Annotated in this window: 12 protein-coding genes; 7 read left to right on the top strand and 5 right to left on the bottom strand. The window is 65.3% G+C overall.

What is annotated here, in order from left to right; genetic code table 11:
• Positions 1-18: 18 nt before the first annotated feature.
• Positions 19-1170, bottom strand: a complete 1152-nt coding sequence (locus NQ034_RS09910; RefSeq protein ID WP_257048612.1) for an App1 family protein phosphatidate phosphatase — start codon at positions 1168-1170, stop codon at positions 19-21.
• 46 nt (positions 1171-1216) lie between these two features.
• The gene (trpS, locus tag NQ034_RS09905) at positions 1217-2224 is read right to left on the bottom strand and encodes a tryptophan--tRNA ligase (protein WP_257048611.1); all 1008 of its coding nucleotides are present in this window, start codon (positions 2222-2224) and stop codon (positions 1217-1219) included.
• Between the two features lie 254 nt (positions 2225-2478).
• On the opposite strand from trpS, the gene NQ034_RS09900 reads away from it, so the two are divergent.
• The 7 genes from NQ034_RS09900 (at position 2479) to NQ034_RS09870 (ending at position 10190) form a co-directional block, all read left to right on the top strand.
• A complete protein-coding gene (locus NQ034_RS09900; protein WP_257048610.1) occupies positions 2479-4728 on the top strand; it encodes a carbon starvation CstA family protein in 2250 nt (749 codons plus the stop codon).
• On the top strand, positions 4725-4967 hold the full coding sequence (locus NQ034_RS09895) for a CstA-like transporter-associated (seleno)protein (RefSeq protein WP_257048609.1): 243 nt from the start codon (positions 4725-4727) through the stop codon (positions 4965-4967). Before NQ034_RS09900 ends, NQ034_RS09895 begins: the two co-directional genes overlap by 4 nt.
• Positions 4968-5095: 128 nt before the next feature.
• Positions 5096-6133, top strand: a complete 1038-nt coding sequence (locus NQ034_RS09890; RefSeq protein ID WP_257048608.1) for a nucleoside hydrolase — start codon at positions 5096-5098, stop codon at positions 6131-6133.
• 98 nt (positions 6134-6231) lie between these two features.
• The gene (locus NQ034_RS09885) at positions 6232-7062 is read left to right on the top strand and encodes a histidine kinase (RefSeq protein ID WP_257048607.1); all 831 of its coding nucleotides are present in this window, start codon (positions 6232-6234) and stop codon (positions 7060-7062) included.
• Positions 7059-7898 (top strand): energy-coupling factor transporter transmembrane component T family protein, encoded by an 840-nt coding sequence (locus tag NQ034_RS09880; RefSeq protein ID WP_257048606.1) that lies wholly within the window; start codon positions 7059-7061, stop codon positions 7896-7898. Before NQ034_RS09885 ends, NQ034_RS09880 begins: the two co-directional genes overlap by 4 nt.
• Positions 7891-9402, top strand: a complete 1512-nt coding sequence (locus NQ034_RS09875; RefSeq protein WP_257048605.1) for an ATP-binding cassette domain-containing protein — start codon at positions 7891-7893, stop codon at positions 9400-9402. The genes NQ034_RS09880 and NQ034_RS09875 overlap by 8 nt, the downstream gene beginning before the upstream one ends.
• 50 nt (positions 9403-9452) lie before the next feature.
• Positions 9453-10190, top strand: coding sequence for an ABC transporter permease (locus NQ034_RS09870; RefSeq protein WP_257048604.1), 738 nt, complete (start codon positions 9453-9455; stop codon positions 10188-10190).
• A 4-nt stretch (positions 10191-10194) separates the two neighbouring features.
• Here NQ034_RS09870 and NQ034_RS09865 read toward each other — a convergent pair whose 3' ends face one another.
• From NQ034_RS09865 to NQ034_RS09855, 3 genes are all read right to left on the bottom strand, one after another.
• Positions 10195-11961 (bottom strand): LPXTG cell wall anchor domain-containing protein, encoded by a 1767-nt coding sequence (locus tag NQ034_RS09865; protein WP_257048603.1) that lies wholly within the window; start codon positions 11959-11961, stop codon positions 10195-10197.
• Positions 11962-12004: 43 nt separating this feature from the next.
• The gene (locus tag NQ034_RS09860; RefSeq protein ID WP_257048602.1) at positions 12005-13414 is read right to left on the bottom strand and encodes an LPXTG cell wall anchor domain-containing protein; all 1410 of its coding nucleotides are present in this window, start codon (positions 13412-13414) and stop codon (positions 12005-12007) included.
• A gap of 118 nt (positions 13415-13532) precedes the next feature.
• Positions 13533-17096, bottom strand: coding sequence for a YncE family protein (locus NQ034_RS09855; protein ID WP_257048601.1), 3564 nt, complete (start codon positions 17094-17096; stop codon positions 13533-13535).
• Positions 17097-17211 lie beyond the last annotated feature (115 nt).

Raw genomic sequence — 17211 nt, 5'->3', positions numbered from 1 at the left:
CGCCGCCTCTGAGATCCCCTAGATCCCGGAGATGATCCCGCGTTCGGTCAGTTTCGAGGCCAGGCCCGCGCCATCCGGGGCGTAGACCCAGGGAACGCCCGCGCCGCGGCCCTCGAACTTGGACACACCGCCCACCCAGACCGCCTCCGACGGGGTGAGCTCGCGAATCGCCACGGCGGCGACGTTCTGCGGGTGGTTCTCCGCGAACTCGGCGTAGATCTCCTCGTCGTGCTGCCCGTTGTCGCCCACCAGCAGCCACTTCATATGGGGGAATTCCCGGGCCAGGCGCTCCAGGGAGTTGCGCTTGTGTTCCACCCCGGACCGGAACATCCGGGTGTTCGTGGGGCCCCAGTCCGTCAGCAGCAGGGGGCCGGCGGGATACAGGTTGCGCGACAGGAAGCGCTTGAGCGTGGGTGCGACGTTCCAGGCCCCCGTGGACAGGTAGAACATGGGAGAGTTGGGCCGCATGTAGATGAGCCGATCGTAGAGCACCGACATTCCGGCAACCGCAGACCTGGCGTGTTCGGACAGGATGAAGCTGTTCCAGGCCGCCAGCATGGGCCGCGGCAAGTGGGTGACCATCACAGTGTCGTCCACATCGGAGACGATCCCGAAGCGCTGCTCGGACCCGACGATCGTGGCCGTGGCCGTGTCGATCTTGGAACCCTCGGTCCACATCTGGAAGTCGATGTGGCCGGGCCGGAAGTCACCGGGGATGACCGCGTCGATCACCCCGCCGCGGTCGGAGGTCACCATGTGCTCGACCCCGTTCACGCGGACCCAGGCGGTCTCCTCTGCCAGGGGCACGTTGACGAAGGACCGCCACCCCCTGATCGAGGCCTCGCGGTCAGCAGCCGGCTGCCCGTCCTTGGTCAGCACCATACGGGCCAACACTCGCATCGAGGATTCCGAGCCATAGGAGTCATAGGCGATGACGGTGCGCTGCCAACCCGACTTGTAGGCCCGGCCCCTGGCCCAGGAGTGGAAGCCGTCCTCGACGCGTGCGGCGGTGTGGGCGACCTCGGGTGCCAGATTGCTGGGGCCCGTACCGCGGCGCGCCGTCCGGGGCAGCTTGGGCAGCCGGGGCAGGCTGCGGTTCTGTTTTCCGGACTCGGGCGCGGACCCGCTTCCCCCAACGGCTTCCGTGCCATCCTGTTCGTGCGCACTCATCGCATTCCTCCCCACGGTCCTCCCCTATTGCCGGCGCCGGGCCGGCTTAGAGGAACCCGACCTTGGTGAAGGCGTCGCGCAGGGTGACGTCCGCGATGGCCGCGGCCTTGGCCGCACCGGCGTCCAGGATCCGGGCGAGTTCGCCGCGGTCGGCCAGCAGTTCCGTGGTCCGCTCCCGCACCGGGGTCAGCTTCTCCACCGCCAGATCCGCGAGCGCGACCTTGAGGTGACCGTACATCTTGCCATCGAACTGGGCGACGATGTCGTCGATCGACTCACCCGAGAGCGCCGAGTAGATGCCCAACAGGTTCGACACACCGGGCTTGGCATCACGGTCGAAGGCGATGACGGTGCCATCGTCGGTGACCGCCGACTTGATCTTCTTGGCCACGGACTTCGGTTCGTCCAGGATGTTGATCAGGCCCGCGGGGCTCTTGGCCGATTTGCTCATCTTCGAGGTCGGGTCCTGCAGATCGTAGATCTTCGCGGTGTCCTTGGGGATCCCGGGTTCGGGGATCGTGAAGGTCGTTCCGAAGCGCGTGTTGAAGCGTTCGGCCAGGTTGCGGGTCAGCTCCAGATGCTGGCGCTGGTCCTCGCCCACCGGGACGATGTCGGCCTGGTACAGCAGGATGTCAGCTGCCATCAGCGCCGGATAGGTCAGCAGGCCCAGGGACACGCGTTCGCCCTTGGCCGACTTGTCCTTGAACTGAGTCATTCGCTGGGCCTCCCCCAGCGAAGCGGTGCATTCGAGGATCCAACTCAGCTGCGCGACCTGCGGCACCTGCGACTGGACGAACAGGGTGGAGCGTTCCGGGTCCAGGCCGGCGGCGATGAACTGCGCGGCGGTGATCAGCGTGCGCTCCCGCAGCTGGGCGGGGTCCTGGTCGACGGTGATCGCGTGCATGTTCGCGATGAAGTAGAAAGCGTCGTGGTCCTCCTGGAGGGACACGAACTGCTGCAGGGCGCCGATGTAGTTGCCCAGATGGAGGGAGTCGGAGGTCGCCTGGATACCCGACAGGGACCGGGGGAGCTGAGAGGTTTCACTTACCGTCATGGTCCCATTCTGCCACCTGGAACGGACACGCCCAGAGTCGAGGCCAGACCATGACTCGCCTCACACCCCTGCGTGTTGCTGGTGACTCAGCTGTGTGAACGATTAGAATCAACGGCACACGACGGGCCGCACCATCCCACCAGCGCCCCGTCGCCGCCTTCGCGCGGGCACATATCCCACAAGGACCGACCCGCAGCCTGAACGGGCGCAGACACAACCAAGAACATCGGACGCTGTACGAAGGAGCACAGACCATGTCCGTCAACGTCGAATACGTCAAGACCGACGACGACCACCCACCGGTCGCCGTCATCGAGAAACCCAAATGGACCCCGGGGCGCATCGTCCTGTGGGTCGTCATCGCGCTCATCGCCGCCGTCGGCTGGGTGATGATCGCCTTCGTCCGCGGGGAGAACCTGAGCGCCTCGTGGTTCATCGCCGCCGCGGTCGGCAGCTATCTGATCGCCTACCGCTTCTATGGCAAGTACATCGAGTGGAAGATCTGCCGGCCCGACCCCAAACGCGCGACGCCGGCCGAGGTCAACAACAACGGCCGCGACTTCACCCCGACCGACCGCCGCGTGCTGTTCGGCCACCACTTCGCCGCGATCGCCGGCGCGGGCCCCCTGGTGGGTCCCGTGATGGCCGCACAGATGGGCTACCTGCCCGGCACCCTGTGGATCATCCTGGGCGTCATCGTCGCCGGTGCCGTGCAGGACTACATGGTGCTGTACTTCTCGACCCGCCGCAATGGCCGCTCGCTGGGCCAGATGGCCCGTGACGAGCTGGGCAATGTGGGCGGCATCATCGCCTCGATCGGCATCCTGCTCATCATGATCATCCTGATCGCGGTACTGGGTCTGGTCATGGTCAACGCCCTGGCGGACTCCCCCTGGGGCGTCTTCTCCATCGCGATGACCATCCCGATCGCCCTGTTCATGGGCGTCTACATGCGCTACATCCGCCCCGGCAAGGTGCTGGAGACCTCGATCATCGGCATCGTGCTGTTGCTGGCCGCGATCGCCGGCGGCAGCTGGGTCAACGCGAGCCCGTTCTGGCACGACTTCTTCCTGCTGGACAAGACCACCCTGGTGTGGTGCGTGATGATCTACGGCTTCTTCGCCGCGATCCTGCCCGTGTGGGTCCTGCTGGCCCCGCGCGACTACCTGTCGACGTTCATGAAGGTCGGCACCATCGTGCTGCTGGCCATCGGCATCATCATCGTCAACCCCGTCGTGCAGATGCCCGCCGTCACGGACTTCGCGTTCAACGACAAGGGCCCGGCCTTCGCCGGTGCGCTGTTCCCGTTCCTGTTCATCACGATCGCCTGTGGCGCCCTGTCCGGCTTCCACGCGCTGATCAGTTCGGGTACCACGCCGAAGATGGTGGAGAAGGAATCGCAGATCCGCCTGATCGGCTACGGCGGCATGCTCACCGAGTCCTTCGTGGCGATCATGGCCCTGGTGGCCGCGGTCAGCCTGGACAAGGGCATCTACTTCGCGATGAACGCCGCCGAACCGCTGACCGGGGGCACCCCGCAGACGGCCGCCGACTTCGTCAACAACAACCTCGGCCTGGACCATGTGTCGACCAGCGCACAGGAACTGGACCAGGCGGCCAAGGACGTCGGCGAGAACACCATCATCAGCCGGACCGGCGGCGCGCCCACCCTGGCGATGGGCATGGCGCACATCCTGCACAATGTCATGGGCGGGCCGGCCATGATGAGCTTCTGGTACCACTTCGCCGTGATGTTCGAGGCGCTGTTCATCCTGACCACGATCGACGCCGGTACCCGCGTGTGCCGCTTCATGCTCTCGGACTTCCTGGGCAACTTCATCAAGCCGTTCAAGAACCCCTCGTGGATCCCCGGTGGTCTGATCACCACCGCGATCGTCATCGCGGCCTGGGGCGGCGTGTTGCTGATGGGCGTGACCGATCCCCTGGGCGGCATCAACACGCTGTTCCCGTTGTTCGGTCTGTCCAATCAGCTGTTGGCCGCGATCGCCCTGTCCGTGGTCTGCGCGATCGTGTGCAAGATGGGCAAGGCGAAATATGTGTGGATCCCCGGCATCGCGCTGGTCTGGGACCTGGCCGTGACCATGGCTGCGTCCTGGCAGAAGATCTTCGACTCCCGCCCCACGGTGGGCTACTGGTCGCAGCACTTCACGTACAAGAACGCGCTGGCCGACGGCAAGACGGAACTGGGCACCACCAAGGGCGTCGAGGCGATGGAGGCCGTTGTCCGCAACACCTTCATCCAGGGTTCACTGTCCGTGCTGTTCGCGGTCATCGTGGTGCTGGTCGTGATCGTCACGCTGATCAAGAGCTACCAGGCGATCCGCGCCGGCTCCCTGCCCACCAGTGAGGAGCCCTTCACCCCCACCAAGACCTTCGCCGCCGCCGGCTTCATCGACACCAAAGCGGAGAAGGAACTGCAGGCCCAGTGGGACGAGTACAACGTGGCCCACGGCATCAAGACCCACGACGGGCACGGCGCATGAGCGCCGAGGCCACGCCCAGCTTCCGCTCCCTGCTCGCCCGGGCGTGGGCCCGGGTGGGCCGGGCCGCGGGGTTCGTCCTGTGGTATGCCCGCGAGGTCTCCGGTGAGAACGGCTACAAGCACTACCTGGACGCCTATGTGGCCAGGCACGGCTGTTCCCACGGGGCGATGACCGAACGCGAATACTGGCGGGACAAAACGGACCGCCAGGACCGCGAGCCCCAGGCCCGCTGCTGCTAGAACCCGCCCTCCCGCCGACCCGTCAAAAAAGTTCGAACTTCCTCCGGGGATTCGCACTTCTTTGACGGGTCGGCGCAGTTTGTGAGGCCCCAGGGAGGATATGGGAGGCCCCAGGCACAATAGAGGCTATGCACGCACCGAAGATTCCCCTGTTCCTGGACTGCGATCCCGGCATCGACGACGCCATCGCCCTGGGCTACGTTCTGTGCCGGCCCGATGTCGACCTGGTGGGGGTCGCCGCCAGCGGCGGCAATGTGCCCACGGCCCAGGTCACCGCGAACGCCCTGGGCTGGCTCGCCCTGGCCGGCGACACCTCCACCCCCGTCCACCCGGGCTCGGACCTGCCCCTGGCCCATCTGTCCGGCGAGCGCACAGGCGATCCCGTCTACGCCGATGACACCCACGGCCCCACCGGCGCCGGCTATGCGCAGCTGCCGGAACATACGGCCCCCAGCCCGGTGTCCGCGGCCCAGGCCTGGGTCGATGCGGCACGCGCCCATCCGGGGGAACTGATCGGTGTGGTGATCGGACCCGCGACCAACCTGGCCCTGGCCCTGGACATCGAGCCCGAACTGCCCCGTCTGGTCCGCCGCCTGTTCATCATGGGCGGGGCCTTCAACTACCGCGGCAACACCCACCCGACCACCGAGTGGAACGTCACCTTCGATCCCGAATCCACCGCCCGGGTGATCCGCGAGTTCGGCACCAAGGCGCCCGTGCTGCCGGTCATCGCGCCGATCGAGGCGACCGAGGCCGTGGTCATGACTCCGCAGCGGCTGAACATGGTGCTGCGCTACGAGCACGGGGCCGGCTGGCACGCCTGGCTCGAGCAGCTGGCGCAGGCACTGAAGTTCTACTTCGAGTTCCACCAGTGGGACGGCCACGGTTATCTCGCCCACATCCACGATCCCTTCGTGGTGGCAGCGGCACTCGCCTGGGCCCACTCCGCCCCCGCGGCCTCGGCCCCCGCGCCCATCCCCTGGTCGCGCACCGCCACGACTGCCGCCGATGTGGAGCTGACCGGTACACTCACACGTGGCGAAACCGTCGCGGATTGGCTGGGACGTTGGGATAGGCCCGACAACCTGGAGATCATCCGGTCGATCGACTCCGAGTCGTTCATCGCCCATCTTCTGACCACCCTAGGCAAAGGACCCAAGGCATAACCATGTCGACTTCACCCCACCCCCGGCCCACCGATAGCGCATCTGGGCAGGGGCCCGCCGCACCGACGGGTCCCGGAGAAACCACAGAAAACACCTCAGTGAACACCTCGAGCCCCGCCCCTTCCTCGGCCCGCCGGACCTGGTCGCTCGTGGCCATCGGCCTGGGTGCGGCCGTCATCATCGGCACCTACATCACCGTCCTGCTCACCCAGCCGGCCACCCTGTCCACCGACCTGGGCAGCGCAGCGCTGGGCGTCATGTGCGGCTATCTGCTGGGTGGCGTGCTGATCGCGGCGGGCTCCCTGGCCTTCATCCCCGCGACCACCTTCGCCATGATCCCCGTGGCCATCGCCCTGAACGTGGTGCTCGGCGAGATCGTGGGCAAGCTACCCATCCCCCTGTATCTGGATTCGATCGGCTCAGTCCTGGTGGGCGTGATGGCCGGCCCCGCCGCCGGCGCGCTGACCGGCATCCTGTCGAACCTCATCTGGGGCCTGACCCTGGGCCCGTCGACCATCGCCTTCACCGCCGGTGCCGCCTTCGCCGGCGCCGCAGCCGGCTGGGCCGCCCGGACCGGGGCCTTCAAACGCATCTGGACCGCCATCATCGCTGGCCTCATCGTCGGTGTGCCGGCCGGGGCGATCGGCGCGCCAGTGGCCGCCTATATCTACGGCGGCGGCCTGGGTGTGGGCACCGGCGGGGTCGTCGCGACCTTGCAGGCCGCGGGCCTCGAGGTCGTCAACGCGACCACCATCCAGTCCCTGGCCTCGGACACGATCGACAAGGCGCTTATCTTCCTGCTGGCGTTCCTGGTCCTGCGCTCCCTGCCCCAGCGGATCCTGCGCAAGGCACCCTACGCCCGCTTCTCCCAGCGGGGCGGTGCCTCCTCCCAGCAGGCCGGCGCCTCCCAGCGCACCGCGCACCGGTGACGCCACAGCCCGCCCCCGCGAGCACTCCCACGACCGCCCCGCGCCTGCACCCGGCCACCCAGGTCCTGGCCACTCTGTGCGCCCTGTTCCTGGTGTTCGGCGTGTCATCGCCGCTGGTGCCGGCCGCCGTGATCGTGGCGGCGGGCTGCGTGGCGGCCGCGTCCCGCTCCGTGCGCCTGCGCACCTGGGCTGCGACCCTGGCGTTCGTGTCCCTGCCCGTACTGGTGATGACGCTGATCATCCAAGGGCTGTTCTATCCCGGTGAGCGGGTCACGGTGCTGTGGAGCGCCGGGCCCGCGCACATCACGGTCGAGGGCCTGGCCATCGCCGTGCAGTTGTGGCTGCGGGTGGCCGGCACCGTGGCGGTCAGCGCACTGTTCGCCCTGGGCTCGGATTCCGCGCGGCTGTTCGACGCGCTGGTGGCACTGCGCGTGCCCGTGCGGATTGCGCAGGTCTGCGCGTCCGCCCTGGGCCTGGCAGGGCAGTTGGGCGCGCAGACGCGCGCGCTGTTGGCCGCCCACCGTGCCCGAGGCTGGGACACCTCCCGCTTGCGCGTGCGCCTGACGCTGTTGCCGGGACTCCTGGCCGCGCTGTTCACCGGTGCGCTGGTGCAGATGGATCAGCGTCAGGTGACATTGGCCCAGCGTGGGCTGGGGCATGTGTCGGGGCCGGGAGCGCGGCGTCCGGGATCATTGCAGGACCATGCCGATTCCCCCGTGCAGCGCGCCTGCCGGTGGATCATGCCGGTCCTGGTGCTGGCCCTCATCATCGCGTCCTCGGCCCATTTGCTGCCGCTGCCCACTGCCACCCGGATTCTGGAGGTCCTCGGTGTCTGAACCATCCACGCCCTCCGGCACAGCACCGAACGCCGCAGCGGGCACAGCGGCCGGCATCGGAATCGTGCTGCGGCCCGGCGAATACCTGGCCGTGCTGGGTCCGCGCGGCGCCGGCCTGTCCACCGTGTGTATGAGCGCCTGCGGGATCGACCCCGAACCCCACCAGGAACCCTCCGCCGGGCAGGGCTTCACCGATGGTCCGGGCCAGGCGGTCGCCCGGCACCCGGCCTGGGGCATCCCGGTGGGCGTCCCAGCCGGCCAGGCGGCAATGCTCGGCGACGATCCGGAGGCCCAGCTGACCGGGATGACCAGCCTGGTCCGCGACGAGGTCCAGCTACCCCTGCGCCTGCACGGTGGGGCCAAGCCGCGCAGACGCGCCGCGGCCCAGTGCGAACGCCTGGGGATCACGGAGTTGTGGGACCGCCGACTGGATACCCTGTCCGGTGGGCAACGCCAGCTGACAGCGCTGGCGGGCCTGCTGACCCTGGAGCCGGTCACCCTGGTGCTCGATCAGCCGTCCCTGTCCCTGGACCGGGTGGGCCGGGCGCGCCTGGCGCGGATCCTGCGCGAACACTGCACGCGCGGCGGTTCTGTGCTGGTCACGGGCCATCAACACGACGAGGTCACCGCCGCGGCCGGCCGCACGCTGTTCCTGGAGGCGGGTCGGATCACCGGCGAGGTCTCCGGCCGACCCACCGACGTGTTGTTGGCGGACCACGGGGTCTGGAGCATGCTGGAGGCGGACGTAGCCGGCCCGGCCCAAGCTGCAGACTTCTCCCCCACGGGGCCGCTGGGTCCGAGCGGCGGGGATGCGAACGCTGCACAGGCAGAACCACTTCTGCGCATTGAGGATTTGACCGTTTCACGTGGCACACACACGATCCTCGATCAGGTGGGTCTCAGCCTGGGCGCGGGCCAGGTGCTGGCCCTGGAGGGACCCAACGGCATCGGCAAGTCGACCCTGCTGCGGGCCCTGGCCGGCATCCTCGATACCGGAGCGCGGGTGTCCGGGCACATCCTCTTCAGTCCCTCACGCCTCGACCTGGCACAGTTGCCGGCCCATCTGCGCGCGGCCCATCTGGCCTGGGTGGGACAGGATCCGTCCGCCCAGCTGTCCACAGCGAGTGTGCACGCCGAACTGGTCCGCGCCACTCCGCTGCCTCGCCTGCCGCGCAAACAGCGGGCCGAGGCCAGGGCCCAGCGCGTCCAGCAGGCCGAGCAGGTGGCCGAACGGATCGGCCTGGCCGATCAGATGGACGTCCATCCCCATGATCTGGGGCCGGCGCAGCGCAAGGACCTGGTGATCGGCACGGCGTTGATGCTGGGGGCGCGGATTCTGCTGCTCGACGAACCCACCCTGGGCCGCGATCGGGCCGGGATCATCGCGCTGACCGCTTTGGTCGAGGAGTTCAGCGCGGCGGGCGGGGCCGTCATCCTGACCACCCACGATCATCGATGGGCCGCTACCGTGTCATCGCACCGGGTGGACCTGGGCGCGGTGTAGAACCGGCTGCCTGTGAGAATAGGGGGCATGCCCACCTCCCAGGAGCACCCATGAGCGTCACCAGTCCCCTCCACGTGATCATCGCCGTGGTGGTCCTGGCAGTCTTGACGACCGTCTTACTGTCCGTCTTTCAGGGAGCGCCCCGCTGGTCCCAGCTGTGGGCGGTGGTGCGCGGGGCGGTTCAGCTGGCACTCATCAGCCTGATCCTGGGCACGGTCATCACCAGCTATGTGTGGATCGCCGCGGCCCTGCTGGTTATGTTCACGGTGGCCTGGACGACCGCGACCCGCAGGATCGGCTGGTCGGGCCACCACGTGGCGGTGATGGGGACGGCGATGGCAGGTGGTGCGCTGACCAGTCTGCTGGTGATCTTCGGCAGTGGCGCGGTGGAGTTCTCCCCACGGTATCTGCTGGCCCTGGGTGGGATCATCATCGGCGGGTCGATGACGGTGGCCACCCTGGCCGCCCGCGGCTACCGCCAGTCGCTGGCCGACCATTGGGCCGAAGTCGAGGCCTGGCTGGCACTGGGCGCGACCGAGGCCCAGGCGGTCCGCCGGATCGCGCGGTTGGCCGTGGCGAATGCGCTGGTACCCAATACAGATCAGGCGAAGACCACAGGGCTGGTGACACTGCCAGGGGCCTTCGTGGGGGCGATCTTCGGCGGCCTGTCACCACTGCAGGCCGGCCAGTTCCAGATTCTGGTCCTGGCCGGCCTGCTGGCAACGGGCAGTATCACCGCGATCACCGTGGTGACGGGGCTGCGGCGTCCGCTGCGCCGCCCCGCATAATCGCCTACTGGCGCTTGCGACGACGGGCCAGAATGACGGCCACTCCGCCGATGAACAGCAGTGCGAGTCCGACACCGGCTGCGGTGAGTTCCATGCCGGTGCGCGGCAGGTCCCCACCGGTCTCGGTTTCACCACCGGCCTGCGGATCATCGCCTCCCGCATCACCGGAGCCGTCCGAGCCGTTGGTCCCATCGGTGCCGTCGGTCTCGTCATCCCCGACGACCTCATCGCCAACGACCTCGAACTTGCCCTTGTAGGTCTTGCCCCCAGCTGTCACATTGACCGTGTAGGTACCGACATACGCTTCAGGAGTCGCCGGGTTGTTACCGAATATGCTCCATTTGGCAACACCATCGGTTCCGACGTCGATCTTCTTGGCCTTCGAAGGCTTGACGGCCTTCGGACCCTTGACCGTGTAGGTAACCGAAGTGCCGGATTCCTGCTCAGTGAGTTCTGCGGATACGCCCTTGTCCTGATTTACGAAGTCGTCGGTGCCGAGTGTCTCTGGGGTCAGCGAGAACTTGGCTTCGACCTTGGACGGGGTCTTACCCTTGACCACTTCGAACGTATCCGTATAGTACTTACCGCCGGCTGTGACATTGACACCGTACTTGCCGACCAGATCGTCCGCGGTTTTCTCTGCGGAGAGTACACCGAAGATGTTCCAGGAGGCAGTCTTATCCTTGCCGACGGATACCGCCTTGGACAGGGCCTTCTTTCCGTCAGGCGAAACGACATCGTATGTCACGGTATCGCCCGGTTTCTGCTCAGTCAGAGTGACGAGCACACCTGGAACCTTTTCCGCGGCCGCCGACTCGGTATCGGAGGCATCCGCCGTGGACTTTTCAGCAGCCGCGGCTTGAGCCTTGGGAAGCACTTTGGAGCCGCCCCCTGCGGGATCGGTCTCACCCGCCGAAGTGGTGGCTTCGCCCGCAGGTTCCGTCTTCCCCGGGGCCTTGTCATTGGTAGGAGCCGAGGAAGGCGTCTGGGTCGGCTGCACAGCGTCCTTATTCACGAACTCATCGGTGCCGATGACCTTCGGATCGATCGTCAGAACCGCTTTAGGATCCGGCTTCGTCGATTCCGTTGGCTCAGACGATGGGTTCTGGGAAGGTGCCGGAGATGTGGGGGCGTCGGTGCTCGGACCAGTAGACGGCTCGGGCTTGGGCCAATTTGGCGCAGGCCAATCATCGGGCATCTCAGAGACGATTTCGAATTCGACCCGCACACCACGGATATTGTCCGAGTCCACAATCGAACCGGTCAACAGGTTGATTGTATGCTTCTTCCCGACCTCCCACACGACCTTCTTCTTGTTATTGTCCGCAGTCAACAACTCGAAATCATGCGACCAGGAACCATCCTCGTTAGCCAGGAAAGCATCCATCGTGTCAGTCGGCAAGGTCTCCAAGCCATCCGGATCCAGCGGCTTCTTAGTCGGACGGTAGCCACCGCCCTCATCGTACTTCTGCGCGATGAACGACGGCTCACCCTTCTTCGACGTGAAACCCCTACCCTCAATGTGCAAAGGCTGACCAATTTTGACCTTCATGGGGATCGTCACGGTCGCACCATCGGCGCACGTCGCGTAGTAATAATGCCCATCATTCGTCAGCTCACCAGGCTGACCTGCAGGCGCACCACAGTTCTTACCCGCTTCATCGCCCACAGCCAAAGCACTGCTCGTACCCAAGGTCACGGCACCGCCCAAGGCAAGCGCCAGCGCAAGACCGGCTCCGGCCAGTCGAGCTCCCAGCTTCGTGTTTCTCATTCTCTTCCCTTCGACGGTGCCGTGTGGACTCCGTTTTTCTTGCTCAGTCCTGCTTGCGACGGCGGGAGACCATCACGGCCACACCACCGACCAGCAGCAGGCCCGCACCGATGCCTGCGGCGGTCAGTTCCATACCGGTCTTTGGCAGGTTCCCGGCATTGTCGCCGTCGTCATTGCCCGTGGAATCATCGCTGCCTGCGGAGTCATCCGAACCGTTGTCACCGGAGCCGTTGTCACCGGAGCCGTTATCCTCGGCGCCGCTGTCCCCGTTACCGGAGTCGCCAGAACCGTTGTCGTCACCGGCACTGCTATCACCGTTGCCATTGTCATCGGCTCCGTTGTCACCGTTGCCGTTGTCATCGCCCTCGCCCGGCTTCGGATCCTCGGCGGTCACGGTGAACGAGGTCGACAGGTTCTTCTTGTCCAAGGCCTTGACCAGTGCTTCGTCCTTGGAGTCGTACTCGACGCCGACCTTGTACTCGCCGACGTAGCTCTCAGGATGTGCAGCATCCGTACCGTAGACGATCCACTGGGCCTTCCCGTCCTTGTCGACCGTGACAGTCTCGGTGATCGGCTTGACGCCATCGGCCGTGCGCGCAACATTGAACGTGATCTCGGCACCGGGCTTGAGCCCGGTGGCGGAGAGGTTCACGCCCTTGTCCTTGTTCGTGAAGTCCTTCGCCGAGATCTTCTGCGGCGTCGCCGTCAGGGCAACCTCCTCTGCCGGGGCGTCCGTGGGCTTCGGATCCTCGGTCGCAGTCTCGCTGGGCTCAGGGGACTCCGGCTCAGTCGGATCCTCGGTCGCAGTCTCGCTAGGCTCAGGGGACTCCGGCTCAGTCGGATCCTCGGTCGCAGTCTCGCTGGGCTCCGGGTCCGGCTCGTCGGCAACGATTTCAAACTCGACCCGCACACCACGGATATTGTCCGAATCCACAATCGAACCGGTCAGCAGATTAATCGAGTGCTTCTCCCCGACCTTCCACTCGACCTTCTTCTTGTTATTGTCCGCAGTCAACAACTCGAAATCATGCGACCAGGAACCATCCTCGTTAGCCAGGAAAGCATCCATCGTGTCAGTCGGCAAGGTCTCCAGGCCATCTGGATCCAGCGGCTTCTTAGTCGGACGGTAGCCACCGCCCTCATCGTACTTCTGCGCGATGAACGACGGCTCACCCTTCTTCGACGTGAAGCCCGTACCCTCAAGATGCAGAGGCTGCCCGATCTTGACCTTCATCGGAATCGTCACGGTCGCACCATCGGCGCACGTCGCGTAGTAATAATGCCCATCATTCGTCAGCTCACCAGGCTGACCTGCAGGCGCACCACAGTTCTTACCCGCTTCATCGCCGACAGCCAAAGCACTCGTGCTCAGCGCCACGGTACTGCCCAGGCCTAATCCGGCGGCGAGGACGATTGCCCCCAGCTTCTTTCCGGAGATGTTCTTCAGTTTCACGGCTGTCCTTCCATCGATGAACCGCTTTGCTGTCTGTGTTTACATGCACCCCAGGCCCGGGGGATCGCTCCCCCGGGCCTGCGGTACTTCAGTCAATCCGCGTCAGCAAAACCGACTGTCAGATTTCCTTGTGGCGACGCCGCGAGATCGTCACCGCTGCGCCACCGACGATCAACAGGGCGGCGCCTGCGGCGATCGCCGCGCCGATCTGCGCACCGGTCACGGGCAGCTTGCCGTCGTTGTCATCGCCGGCTTCGTTGTCCGAACCGCCGTTGTCACCGGAACCGTTGGCGTCATCCGAGCCACCATTGTCGCCCGAACCGTTGGCGTCATCCGAGCCACCGTTGTCGCCCGAACCGTTGGCGTCATCCGAGCCACCGTTGTCGCCCGAATCGTTGTCGTCACCGGAACCATCGGTCGGTTCGTCCGTGGGCTCGTCGCTCGGATCCGGATCCGGCTGCGAGTCGTCGGCCTTGGCCTCGAACCGCTGCAGCAGGTCACGAGCATCGGGCTCGTCGCCCTCAGCCTGTGCTCCCGGTGCCGGAGTGCCCTCACGCGGGCCGCCCTTGCTGACGCCGAAGATGTGGCCTTCACCGTCAGACATGACGTGGTTGGCGTTCTTCAGGGCGTCCAGCGTCTGCACCTCGTTGCCCTTGACGTCGTACACCGTGACGGTGCCGGCGGTACGGTTGGACACGTAGAACCAGCCGCTCTTCGCATCGAAGGCCGCGTTGAGCGAACCAGCGGCAACTTCGTTGCCGTCGGCGTCCTTGGCAGTCAGCTTGACCGACTTGATCAGCTTGCCGGACTCAGCGTCGACGAAGACGACCGAGGTGTCTGCCGAGGCCTGTGAGGCAATCGCCAGCGTCTTGGACTTCGGGTCGAAGGCGATTCCGGAGGCGGTTTCCACCTTGGCCGGGATGTCCTTGTAGGCGACCTTGCCCGTGGCCGTGTCCAGCACCGCATAGCGTGCCGAGTTCATGCTCGGGATGTAGGCCGTCTGCGAGGCCTGGTCGAAGGCGATGGACATCGTGTAGAAGTTGTCTTCCACCTTGATGGTGTCCAGCTGCTTCAGGGTCTTCGTGTCGAAGACCGCGATGCCGTCGGTACCGATCGTGACATAGGCCTTGCCGGCCTTCTCATCGACCTGCACGTCGCGACCGTGGGCGGCGGATCCGGATTCGAACTGCTTGATCAGTTTGAGCGAGTCCGCATCGTAGACGGCGACGCTGTTCTGGCGGGTGTTGGTCACCCATACGGTGTTGTTCGTCTCATCGACATCCACACCGTAGACGGCGAACCGAGCACCGGCGCGGTCACCGCGTTCGCTCGGATCCGCCGGAGCGTTGACTGCCTTCTGAACCTGCAACGAGTCAGCGTCCAGCTTGATCAGCTTGGATTCCTTAACCGGCGGGCGACCCACAGCCGTGGTCGCGTAGATCGCGTTGTTCTTCTTGGAGAACGCCGTCTGGTAGAAGCCACGCGAAACCGCGGTCTCCTTGCCGATGATCTTCGAGGACTCGTCCGTGGTGCCAGGAACGTCCACGACCGGGGATTGCTTGACCTCGTCGGTCGCGTCCTCTGCCGTCAGGTTGTCGTAATCGATGGGCGCGGCTTCGAAACGCTGCAGCAGGTCCTTGGACTCGCCATCGCGGTTGCCGCCCTTGCTGACGCCGAAGACATGCCCAGCGCCATCTGCCATGACGTGGTTGGCGTTCTTCAGCGCGTCCAGCGTCTGCACGTCGTTGCCCTGGTTGTCGTACACCGTGACGGTGCCGGCGGCACGGTTGGAGACGTAGAAGAGCTTCTTCGTAGTGTCGAAGGCCGCGTTGAGCGAACCAGCGGCGACATCCTTGCCGTCAGCATCCTGGGCAGTCAGCTTGACCGACTTGATCAGCTCGCCGTTTTCGGCGTTCATGAACACCACGGACGTATCCGCGGAAGCCTGCGATGCGATCGCCAGGGTCTTCGACTGCGGGTCGAAGGCGATGCCGGAAGCCGACTCGACCGTCGCCGGGATGTCCATGTAGTCGAGCTTGCCGTTGGCCGTGTTGAGCTTGGCAACGCGCGCCGAGTTCATGCTCGGGATGTAAGCGGTCTGCGAGGCTGCGTCGAAGGCGATGGACATCGTGTAGAAGTTGTCTTCCACCTTGATGGTGTCCAGCTGCTTCAGGGTCTTCGTGTCGAAGACCGCGATGCCATCGGTACCGATCGTGACATAGGCCTTGCCGGCCTTCTCATCGACCTGCACGTCGCGACCGTGCGCAGCAGAGTCCTTGGGGAACTGCTTGACCAGTTCCAGCGTGTCTGCGTCGTAGACAGCGACCGTGTTCTGGCGGGTGTTGGTCACCCACACGGTGTTGTTCGCCTCATCGACGTCCACACCGTACATCGCGTACCGGGCACCCTCCTGCGGGTTGCCTTCCTTATCGGTGGCCTTGGCGTCGATCGGCGCGTTGACGGCCTTCTGCACCTTCAGCGAGTCCGCGTCCAGCTTGACCAGCTTGGATTCCTTGACCGGAGGGCGACCCACAGCGGTAGTCGCGTAGACCGCATTGTTCTTCTTCGAGAACGCCGTCTGGTACAGACCCTGTGCGAAGGAGGTTTCCTTGCCCGCGATCTTGGAGTCCTTGGCCGTGGTGCCAGGGACGTCGGCGACGGCGGTCTGGGCCTTCTTGACCTCGTCGGTCACGTCTTCGGCAACAGGAGTTTCTTCCGAGGGATCTTCGGCCTTCGTCACGTTGAAGGTGTGACGAGAGGGCTTGCTCACGTCACCTTCGACGATGCTTCCGGACAGGACCTGCAGGGTGTGCTTCGATCCTTCCTTCCACTTATCAGAGACAGGAGCTTCCTCGGCGTCTTCCTGCTGGTCTTCGCTCGTCGAGTTGTCCGCAGTGGGCATCGGGATCTCGATGGACCAGTCGCCGGTCTTTTCATCGGCCTTGATGGCAGCCCAGACGCTACCGCGCTTCAGATCGCCGGGGCCTGCAGTTCCGTCTTCGGGAGCGTCGAGGACATTACCGTCGGCATCCTTGTAGACCTCGATCTTCTCGCCGTCGACGTCGATGTCACCGGTGCGCCAGACCTGACCGCCGTCCAGCTTGAACGCGATGGTCGGCGCCATCTGACCATTGGCATTGGGCTTCTCGTTCAGCCAGCTCTTGCCGGTGACCTTGAGCTTGCCACCTTCGGCAACCGTAGTGGGAACGTCGATGGTGGGTTCAGCTGCGGGAGCGTCTGCTTCCTTAACGGAGAACGTTACATGCTGTGAAGAATTAGGCGACAGGACTCGGAACCAATGATCGCCGGCTTCCAGGTCCGACGGCAGGGCGAGCTCTTTCGTGAATTCTCCCTTGTCATCCGAATCAACGGCGTAGATGACATCATCGCCGTCCTGCTTGTATGCGCCGTCATCGATCTTCACCGACAGCTCGTCGTTTGCGGCGAAACCGGTGCCCTTAAGCGTAATCTTGCCGCCCGCTTCGACAGCTGTTTCACCGTCAATGGACAGTTTCCCCTGGCCGCTGTCGGGGCGCGGCTGTTTGGCCTCGGCCGCAGCAGCGGGAGCAGACAGGAAATCGATAGGGGCGGTTGCCAGCGGGACGCCGGCGCCGACGGCCACGGCCAGGCTGAGCGCGCCCAGGCGCTTGCCGGCCTTGGTCGGGATCGGATTGAACTTCACGGAAACCTCCGGTAGGTGAGCTGGTGCTCGTGTACGTGATGCCAAGCGACACAACATAGAACAGGTCCAGGTCAGGCTCGCTTTGCGCACCTTAGGCTTGGCTACATTGAACCTT

The organism is Brevibacterium moorei (genome assembly GCF_024580735.1).
Lineage (GTDB): Bacteria > Actinomycetota > Actinomycetes > Actinomycetales > Brevibacteriaceae > Brevibacterium > Brevibacterium moorei.
This window is presented reverse-complemented; position numbering and strand designations above follow the sequence as displayed.

Excerpts from the sequence above, each read along its gene's own strand:
- NQ034_RS09910 (WP_257048612.1), bottom strand. The coding sequence starts at position 1,170 with ATGAGTGCGCACGAACAGGATGGCACGGAAGCCGTTGGGGGAAGCGGG.
- trpS (WP_257048611.1), bottom strand. The coding sequence starts at position 2,224 with ATGACGGTAAGTGAAACCTCTCAGCTCCCCCGGTCCCTGTCGGGTATC.
- NQ034_RS09900 (WP_257048610.1), top strand. The coding sequence starts at position 2,479 with ATGTCCGTCAACGTCGAATACGTCAAGACCGACGACGACCACCCACCG.
- NQ034_RS09895 (WP_257048609.1), top strand. The coding sequence starts at position 4,725 with ATGAGCGCCGAGGCCACGCCCAGCTTCCGCTCCCTGCTCGCCCGGGCG.
- NQ034_RS09890 (WP_257048608.1), top strand. The coding sequence starts at position 5,096 with ATGCACGCACCGAAGATTCCCCTGTTCCTGGACTGCGATCCCGGCATC.
- NQ034_RS09870 (WP_257048604.1), top strand. The coding sequence starts at position 9,453 with ATGAGCGTCACCAGTCCCCTCCACGTGATCATCGCCGTGGTGGTCCTG.
- NQ034_RS09865 (WP_257048603.1), bottom strand. The coding sequence starts at position 11,961 with ATGAGAAACACGAAGCTGGGAGCTCGACTGGCCGGAGCCGGTCTTGCG.